We start from the raw sequence: 228 nt of genomic DNA, 5'->3' as shown, positions 1-228 counted from the left end.
GCGGGGGGATTGACTGCTTCGTGGCGATCCAGACCCCTGAAGCGAAGCAGGACGCGTTCGTCCTCGTCGACGAGCTGCGCCGCGCCGGGGTGTCCGCCGATCTGGACTACCTGGACCGCAAAATGAAGGCGCAGGTCAAACAGGCGGACCGGCTGGGCGCCGCGTTTACGGCGATTATCGGCGAAGCGGAGCTGGCAAACGGCACGGTCGTCCTCAAGGAGATGGCGA

General features: G+C 65.8%; 1 protein-coding gene. It reads left to right on the top strand.

Features of this window, described 5'->3' with window-relative positions:
• Positions 1-228 (top strand): His/Gly/Thr/Pro-type tRNA ligase C-terminal domain-containing protein (locus tag LD028_RS09765; protein WP_237811704.1); only part of this gene is annotated, 228 nt, incomplete at both ends.

It is taken from the genome of Anoxybacillus sp. LAT27 (assembly GCF_022030075.1).
Taxonomy (GTDB): domain Bacteria; phylum Bacillota; class Bacilli; order Bacillales; family Anoxybacillaceae; genus Anoxybacillus; species Anoxybacillus kestanbolensis.
The sequence above is the reverse complement of the archived record's forward strand: the minus strand, read 5'-3'. Positions and strand labels throughout refer to the sequence as shown.